The sequence below is a fragment of the Streptomyces sp. AC558_RSS880 genome (assembly GCF_019049255.1).
Lineage (GTDB): Bacteria > Actinomycetota > Actinomycetes > Streptomycetales > Streptomycetaceae > Streptomyces.
In genome coordinates this window covers 1-7,208 of record NZ_JAGMUJ010000115.1, presented here as the reverse complement: position 1 = coordinate 7,208, position 7,208 = coordinate 1, and the positions used below count along the sequence as shown (strand labels likewise).

Genomic DNA, 7,208 nt, shown 5'->3' with positions numbered 1-7,208 from the left:
ACCAGCCGGGCCTGCGCCCCGTCGTGCAGATCGCGCTCGATGCGCCGCAGGTCCGCCGCCGCCGTGTCCACCACGACCCCGCGGTCCGACTCCAGCTCCACCACCCGCGTGGCCAGCCGCGACGGTCCGAGCAGCCCGTGCACCATCACCCGGTCCACCATCGTCAGCGCCCGCACGATCCACGGCGTGGCGAGGGTGAACAGCAGACCCACTCCCGCGGTCACCGCGATCTCGAACGGGTTGTCCAGGTAGATCCGGTGGTGCTCGTCGCCGTACAGCTGCATGCCGGGCTGATCGCCGTACGCCGGCAAGGCCCAGAACCACAACGGATACGTCAGCAGCGACCAGCCCACCGGCCAGACGACCGCGCTGACGGAGAAGGAGAGCACCGCCCACGGCAGGTGCAGCACCGCGTACAGCAGGGCCCGCCAGGAGGTGCCGCTCTTGAGCACGGCCCCGATCCACGCCGTGAACCCCCGCCGCTCCATCCGCAGCGGCTCCGGCTCGGCCACCTCCAGACCCAGCAGCCCCCGTGCCCGGGCCCGCTCCACCGCCCCGAACCCGCGGCAGCCGGCGAGCGCCGCCGCCAGCACCGGGACGCCGAGGAACGTCACCAGCAGGCCCGCCCCCAGCGACACCATCGTGACCGCGTAGGTGAACAGCAGAATGCTGATCGGCAGGCTCAGCAGCACGTACCCCAGCTCGCGCCAGGTGCGCCCCTCGACCGGCGCCCGCAGCGCGGCCGGCAGCCGGTGCCGCCGTCCCCCGGCGTATCCGGAATGTCCGGGTTCCGCGGGGAGCCCGTAACCCTGTCCGTACTCCGTGGCCATCGGTCCCGTCCTTCTCCTCGTCCGGCGGCTGTGCTGTCGTACCTCCAGACTCCTCGGCCGCAGGCCGGCGAACCATGGAGAGCGTCGCAGTCTTGAGCGGGGGGTTTTCCCTACCCCCGGCCGCGTGCGGACGCCGCCTTGGACGCCCTCCTGCCCCTGCCAGGCTCCTCGGCCAGGGCACCGGAACGGTCCCGCCACGGCAGCTCAGCCGTCACCGTCGTCGGGCCGCCCTCCGGCGACTCCACGACGAACAGACCGTCCACCGCGCCCAGCCGGTCGGCGAGACCCCGTATGCCCGTCCCGCCGTCCAGGCTCGCGCCCCCGCGCCCGTCGTCCCACACCTGTATGAGCAGCCGGCCCTCCGACCGCCACACCTCCACCGCGGCCGACCGGGCCCGGCTGTGCTTGCTGACGTTCTGCAGCAGCTCCGAGACGGTGAAGTAGGCGATGCCCTCGATGGCGGCGGCCGGCCGCTCGGCCAGGTCGACCGTCACCTTCACCGGCACCGTGCAGCGCGAGGCGACCGAGGACAGCGCGGCGTCCAGGCCCCGGTCGGTCAGCACCGCCGGATGGATGCCGCGGGCGAGATCCCGCAGCTCCTGCAGAGCCGTCTTCACCTCGCCGTGCGCCTCGTCCACCATCCGTGCCGCGACCTGCGGATCCTCCCGCAGCTTCTCCTTCGCCAGCCCCAGATCCATGGCCAGGGCCACCAGCCGGGCCTGCGCCCCGTCGTGCAGATCGCGCTCGATGCGCCGCAGGTCCGCCGCCGCCGTGTCCACCACGACCCCGCGGTCCGACTCCAGCTCGGCGATGCGCCGCTCCAACTCGTCGGAGGGCGACAGCAGGCCGCGCACCATCGCCCGGTCGGCGTTGGCCAGGCCCCGCACGACGAACGGCAGCACCGGCCACAGCACGAACAGACCCGTCAGCGTGACGACGAAGGTGACGATGCCCCACGGCAGCCGTATCAGCTCGTACAGGACGGTCCGCCAGCCCACCGGGTCCTTGACCGCCATCCACAGCTGCGGCCAGAACCCGCCGGGCCCGCGCATCGGCAGCCGGCTCGGCTCCTCCACGCGCACCCCGAGCAGCTTCCTGGCCCGCGCCCGCTCCATCCTGCCCAGCAGCCGGGAGCCCATCAGCCCGAGCGCGAGCAGCGGGAACCCGACCACCGTGACGGTCAGCCCGACACCGGTGAACAGCATGGTCACCGTGTAGACGAAGCCGGCCAGCGACACCGGCAGGTTCGCCAGGAGGTGGGCGATCTCCTTCCAGGTGTGCGCGTCGTACGCGAAACGGGCCGGTGGCGGGCGGTCGCCGCGCTCGGCCGGTTCCGGGACCGCCGTCATGGGCGTGCCCGGATGCGGGAATGGTTCGGTCATGGGCACAAGCGTGCCCGGAGCCGGGGGCCTGCGCCATGAGGTGGACCGCCAGGACGCACTGAGGAAAACCCCACCCCCCGCATGCCGAGCGGTGACGGGCTGCTTACGGTGCATTTATGAGGGCCTAGACTCCCGTGCGTACAGATCGTCGGACCGTGACGTTCACCGGCACGGACCAAGGGCACGGCACAGGCACGGGCCAGGGCGCCGATCAAGGGAGTGAGGGGCGGACGTGCGGGAATCGACCGTCGTCGCGGCGGACTACTTCCAGTCCTACTCGGTCGTCGGACTGCTCGCCGTCGTCGGCCTGCTGTTCGTCGCCGTCGCCTTCGGGGCGGGACGCCTGCTGCGGCCGGTGGTCCCCACGCCCGAGAAGCTCCTGACGTACGAGTGCGGGGTCGACCCCGTCGGCGAGGGCTGGGCCCACACCCAGGTCCGCTACTACGTCTACGCCTTCCTCTACGTGATCTTCGCCGTCGACTCGATCTTCCTCTTCCCCTGGGCGACCGTCTTCGCCGCCGACGGCTACGGCGCGACCACCCTCGTGGAGATGTTCATCTTCCTCGGCTTCCTCGCCGTGGGACTGCTGTACGCATACAAGAAGGGCGTCCTGACATGGACGTGAACCCTGCCGCCCCCGAGCCCGTCCTGCTTCCGGAACCGAAGCGGCTCGGCGCGCTCGCCCGGCTGGCTCCCGAGCCGATGAAGGTGGTCCTCAACTGGGGCCGCCGCTACTCGCTGTGGGTCTTCAACTTCGGCCTCGCCTGCTGCGCGATCGAGTTCATCGCCGCGTCGATGGCCCGCCACGACTTCATCCGCCTCGGCGTCATCCCCTTCGCGCCGGGGCCGCGCCAGGCCGACCTGATGGTCGTCTCCGGCACGGTCACGGACAAGATGGCGCCCGCGGTGAAGCGCCTGTACGAGCAGATGCCCGAGCCCAAGTACGTCATCTCCTTCGGCGCGTGCAGCAACTGCGGCGGCCCGTACTGGGACTCCTACTCCGTCACCAAGGGCGTGGACCAGATCATTCCGGTCGACGTCTACGTCCCCGGCTGCCCGCCCCGGCCCGAGGCGCTGCTCCAGGGGATCCTGAAGCTCCAGGAGAAGATCGCACGGGAGTCGCTGGGGGAGCGGTACGGGTCCGCCTCCGGCGCGGGGCGGCCGTCGGCGGCGGCGCTGCAGAGCGGGCTGGTCCGGCCGCCGACGCCGTCCGGTGAGGGGGAGGGCCGATGACCGCCGTCGGCTGGCTCCCCGCCGACGCCGAGGAACTGTTCGGCACGGAGGCCACGGCGGAGGAGTCGTACGGCGTCCTGACCGTCGACGTACCGCCCGCCTCCTGGATCACCGCGCTGGAGGCCGCGCGCGACCGGGTCGGCTGCACCTTCTTCGACTGGCTGAGCGCGGTCGACGAACCCGGCACCGGGTTCCGCGTCACGGCGCACGTCGCCGCCCTGGCCCCGGTGCGGCGCCTGCTGCTGCGCACCACGGTGCCGCACGAGGCCCCGACGCTGCCCTCCGCCGTGGACGTCTACGCGGGTGCCGCGTGGCACGAACGCGAGACGCACGAGATGTTCGGCGTCGACTTCACGGGCCACCCGGGCCTGGACCACCTGCTCCTGCCGGACGGTTTCGAGGGCCATCCCCTGCGCAAGGACTTCGTCCTCGCGGCCAGGGTCGCCAAGGCCTGGCCCGGCGCCAAGGAACCCGGGGAGCCCGCGGCGGGTGCGGCACACGGCGGCCCCAAGCGCCGCCAGATGCTTCCCCCCGGCGTCCCCGACCCGAACGAATGGGGCCCCCTCAAGGGCCAGCTCCCCCCGGCCCCGGCCCGCCCGGCCCGAGGCGCGGGCAGGACCGCGGCAGGCGGGGGACGAGCGGCAGGAGACCGCCCGGCCCCCGACCGCCCACGCCGAACCCGCACGGCGGCGGAGGGTTCCGCGAGCCAGGCGGCCACCCCGGAGCCCTCCGACCAGCCCACGGCCCCACCGCGCCGCATGCGTACGGCGGCGCAGGGTTCCGCGAGCCAGGGGGCGGAGGCGCGCCCCGAGGCCGCCGCTCCCCCCGCGCGGCGTGCGCGGAGCGCGAGCGAGGGGTCGGCATCGCAGCGTTCCGGCACCGGTGACCCGCGCCGGGCGCGCACCGCGTCCGAGGGGTCGGCGAGTCGGCGCGCCGCGCCAGGAGTGACGGCAGCGTCCGGCGAACCCGCGGCGGCGGGCGACGAGTCCACTCCCGCGCCCACCGAGGGCCGACCGGACCGCAGGCCTTCGGCCGCACCCCGCAGCTCGGACGCCCCCTGGCACCACGCCCGCCCGGCCTTCGCCCGACCCGAGACGGATGACGGCACGGAACCCGCTGCCGACGCAGGTCCGGCCGAGGAGGCGGTGACGGCTCCCGGGCCGGACGCCGGTCCGGTCGGAGGGGCCGAGGCTCCCGCCGGATCCGGTGCGGAGTCCGAGAGCGGCGCCCAGACCGGTTCTGAGCGGGCCGGCACGCCCGACGCCGGTCCGGTCGGTGGGGCCGAGGCCCCTGCCGGATCCGGTGCGGAGTCCGAGAGCGGTGCCCAGACCGGTTCTGAGCGGGCCGGCACGCCCGACGCCGGTCCGGTCGGAGGGGCCGAGGCCCCTGCCGGATCCGGTGCGGAGTCCGAGAGCGGCGCCCAGACCGGTTCTGAGCGGGCCGGCACGCCCGACGCCGGTCCGGTCGGAGGGGCCGAGGCTCCCGCCGGATCCGGTGCGGAGTCCGACGGCGCTCGGCCGGAACCCGGACCGGCCCGGGAGCCCGCCCCCGGACCTGACACGGACGCCGGTCCCAGCACCACGCCCGAGTCCGGCCCGGAGTCCGGTCCCGAACCCAGCACCACGCCCGAGTCCGGCCCGGAGCCCGCCCCCGAGCCTGACCCGGAGCCCGACGCCGCGCCCGGCCCGCGGGCCGGGAACAACCCCGAGACCCCCACCCCCGAAGACCCTTCAGGAGGCCCGCGGTGAACGACGTGCTCGACGTCGCCCTGCGACTCCTGGTCGTGTTCGTCGTCTTCCTCACCTTCCCCCTGATCGTGGGTCAGACCGAGCACAAGGTGATGGCCCACATGCAGGGCCGCCTCGGCCCGATGTACGCCGGCGGTTTCCACGGCTGGGCCCAGCTCATCGCCGACGGCGTGAAGTTCGCGCAGAAGGAGGACGTGGTTCCGGCCGGCGCGGACCGGCGTATCTTCCAGCTCGCCCCCGCCGTCGCCCTCCTGCCGTACCTCCTCGTCCTGCTCGCCGTCCCGATCGGCCCGGGCGAGGGCGCGGTCGGCCAGGTGATCGACGCGGGCGTGTTCTTCGTCCTCGCCGTCATGGGCGTCGGCGTCCTCGGCTCGCTCATGGCCGGCTGGGCCTCCGCCAACAAGTTCTCCCTCCTCGGCGGCCTGCGCACCGCCGCCCAGCTCCTCGCGTACGAACTCCCGATGCTGCTCACCGCCGCCTCGGTGGCGATGGCGGCCGGCACGGTCTCCCTCGTCGGCATCCTCGACGCCTTCGAGTGGTGGTGGGTGCCCTGGCAGATCACCGGCGCGCTCGTCTTCTTCGTCGCCGGCCTCGCCGAACTCCAGCGGCCTCCCTTCGACATGCCGGTCGCCGACTCGGAGATCATCTTCGGTGCGTACACCGAGTACACCGGTCTGCGCTTCGCCCTCTTCCTCCTCGCCGAGTACGCCGGGATCGTCGTCCTGTGCGGTCTGACCACCGTCCTGTTCCTGGGCGGCTGGCACGGCCCCTGGGGCGCCGACGGACTCGGCTGGGTCTGGACCCTGCTGAAGACCGCGGTCCTCGCCTTCGTCGTCATCTGGCTCCGCGTCACCTACCCCCGGCTGCGCGAGGACCAGCTGCAGAAGCTCTCCTGGACCCTCCTCGTCCCCCTCTCCCTCGCCCAGATCGCCCTCACCGGCATCGTCAAGGTGGTGATCCGGTAACCATGACTGAGCCTCTCCCGCCCGCCCGGCCCCGCATCCCCGGCTCCGGCCTGGTCAAGGGCCTGGCCGTCACCCTGCGGACGATGACGAAGAAGTCCGTCACCGCCCCGTACCCGGACACCCAGCCCGACCTCCCGCCCCGCACCCGCGGTGTGATCGGCCTGTTCGAGGAGAACTGCACGGTCTGCATGCTGTGCGCCCGCGAGTGCCCGGACTGGTGCATCTACATCGACTCCCACAAGGAGACGGTCCCGGCGGCGACCCCCGGCGGCCGCGAGCGCAGCCGCAACGTCCTCGACCGCTTCGCCATCGACTTCTCCCTGTGCATGTACTGCGGTATCTGCATCGAGGTCTGTCCTTTCGACGCCCTGTTCTGGTCGCCGGAGTTCGAGTACGCCGAGACCGACATCCGCGACCTCACCCACGAGCGGGACAAACTCCGCGAGTGGATGTGGACCGTCCCGGCCCCGCCCGCCCTCGACCCCGGAGCCGAGGAACCGAAGGAACTCGCCGCCGCCCGCAAGACCGCCGACAAGCTCGCCGCCGCCCAGGCCGAACCGCAGGAGGAGGAGTCGTGACCCTCGCCGCAGCCGCAGGAACGGCCGCGCACGCCACGACGACCACCGCCGCCAAGGCGCACGGCTTCCTCTCCCCGACCGGGGTGGAGATCGCCTTCCTCCTGGTCGGCCTGGTCACCCTCGGGGCCGCCGTCATCACCGTCACCACCCGGCAGCTGGTGCACGCCGCCCTGTGGTTGGTGGTGGCCCTCGGCGGCCTCGCCGTCGAATACCTCCTGCTCACCGCCGAGTTCATCGCCTGGGTGCAGGTCCTCATCTACGTCGGTTCCGTCGTCGTCCTCCTCCTGTTCGGGCTCATGCTCACCAGAGCCCCCATCGGCCGTTCACCGGACGCCGACTCCGGCAACCGCTGGGTCGCCCTCACCGTGGCCGGCGCCGCCGCGGCGGCCCTGGTCTGGGTCGTCGTCGACGCCTTCCGCACCACCTGGATCGACCTGGACGGTGCCCCCGCCGGCTCCACGGACGTCACCGG

At 73.2% G+C, this 7,208-nt stretch carries 8 protein-coding genes; 6 read left to right on the top strand and 2 right to left on the bottom strand.

All coding sequences use genetic code 11. The annotated features are described in order from the left end of the window. Together KUM38_RS28880 and KUM38_RS28875 are read right to left on the bottom strand one after the other, a co-directional pair. Positions 1–830, bottom strand: an 830-nt coding sequence (locus tag KUM38_RS28880; RefSeq protein ID WP_217133712.1) for a sensor domain-containing protein, incomplete at its 3' end; no start/stop codon positions are given. A 110-nt stretch (positions 831–940) separates the two neighbouring features. After that, entirely contained in the window at positions 941–2,179 is a 1,239-nt protein-coding gene (locus KUM38_RS28875) for a sensor domain-containing protein (protein ID WP_217133710.1), read from the bottom strand. 265 nt (positions 2,180–2,444) lie between these two features. Between KUM38_RS28875 and KUM38_RS28870 the strand changes: the two genes are divergently transcribed. The 6 genes from KUM38_RS28870 to KUM38_RS28845 form a co-directional block, all read left to right on the top strand. Continuing rightward, the gene (locus KUM38_RS28870; protein ID WP_217133509.1) at positions 2,445–2,837 is read left to right on the top strand and encodes an NADH-quinone oxidoreductase subunit A; all 393 of its coding nucleotides are present in this window, start codon (positions 2,445–2,447) and stop codon (positions 2,835–2,837) included. Continuing rightward, positions 2,828–3,445, top strand: coding sequence for an NADH-quinone oxidoreductase subunit B (locus KUM38_RS28865; protein ID WP_217133507.1), 618 nt, complete (start codon positions 2,828–2,830; stop codon positions 3,443–3,445). The genes KUM38_RS28870 and KUM38_RS28865 overlap by 10 nt, the downstream gene beginning before the upstream one ends. After that, positions 3,442–5,193: an NADH-quinone oxidoreductase subunit C gene (locus tag KUM38_RS28860; RefSeq protein ID WP_217133505.1), complete on the top strand. Its 1,752-nt coding sequence runs from the start codon at positions 3,442–3,444 to the stop codon at positions 5,191–5,193. Before KUM38_RS28865 ends, KUM38_RS28860 begins: the two co-directional genes overlap by 4 nt. Further along, the gene (locus tag KUM38_RS28855; protein WP_217133503.1) at positions 5,190–6,158 is read left to right on the top strand and encodes a complex I subunit 1 family protein; all 969 of its coding nucleotides are present in this window, start codon (positions 5,190–5,192) and stop codon (positions 6,156–6,158) included. The genes KUM38_RS28860 and KUM38_RS28855 overlap by 4 nt, the downstream gene beginning before the upstream one ends. 2 nt (positions 6,159–6,160) lie before the next feature. After that, complete coding sequence (locus KUM38_RS28850) at positions 6,161–6,736, top strand: NADH-quinone oxidoreductase subunit I (RefSeq protein ID WP_217133501.1); 576 nt, start codon at positions 6,161–6,163, stop codon at positions 6,734–6,736. Further along, positions 6,733–7,208 (top strand): NADH-quinone oxidoreductase subunit J (locus tag KUM38_RS28845; protein ID WP_217133493.1); only part of this gene is annotated, 476 nt, incomplete at its 3' end. The genes KUM38_RS28850 and KUM38_RS28845, both read left to right, overlap by 4 nt.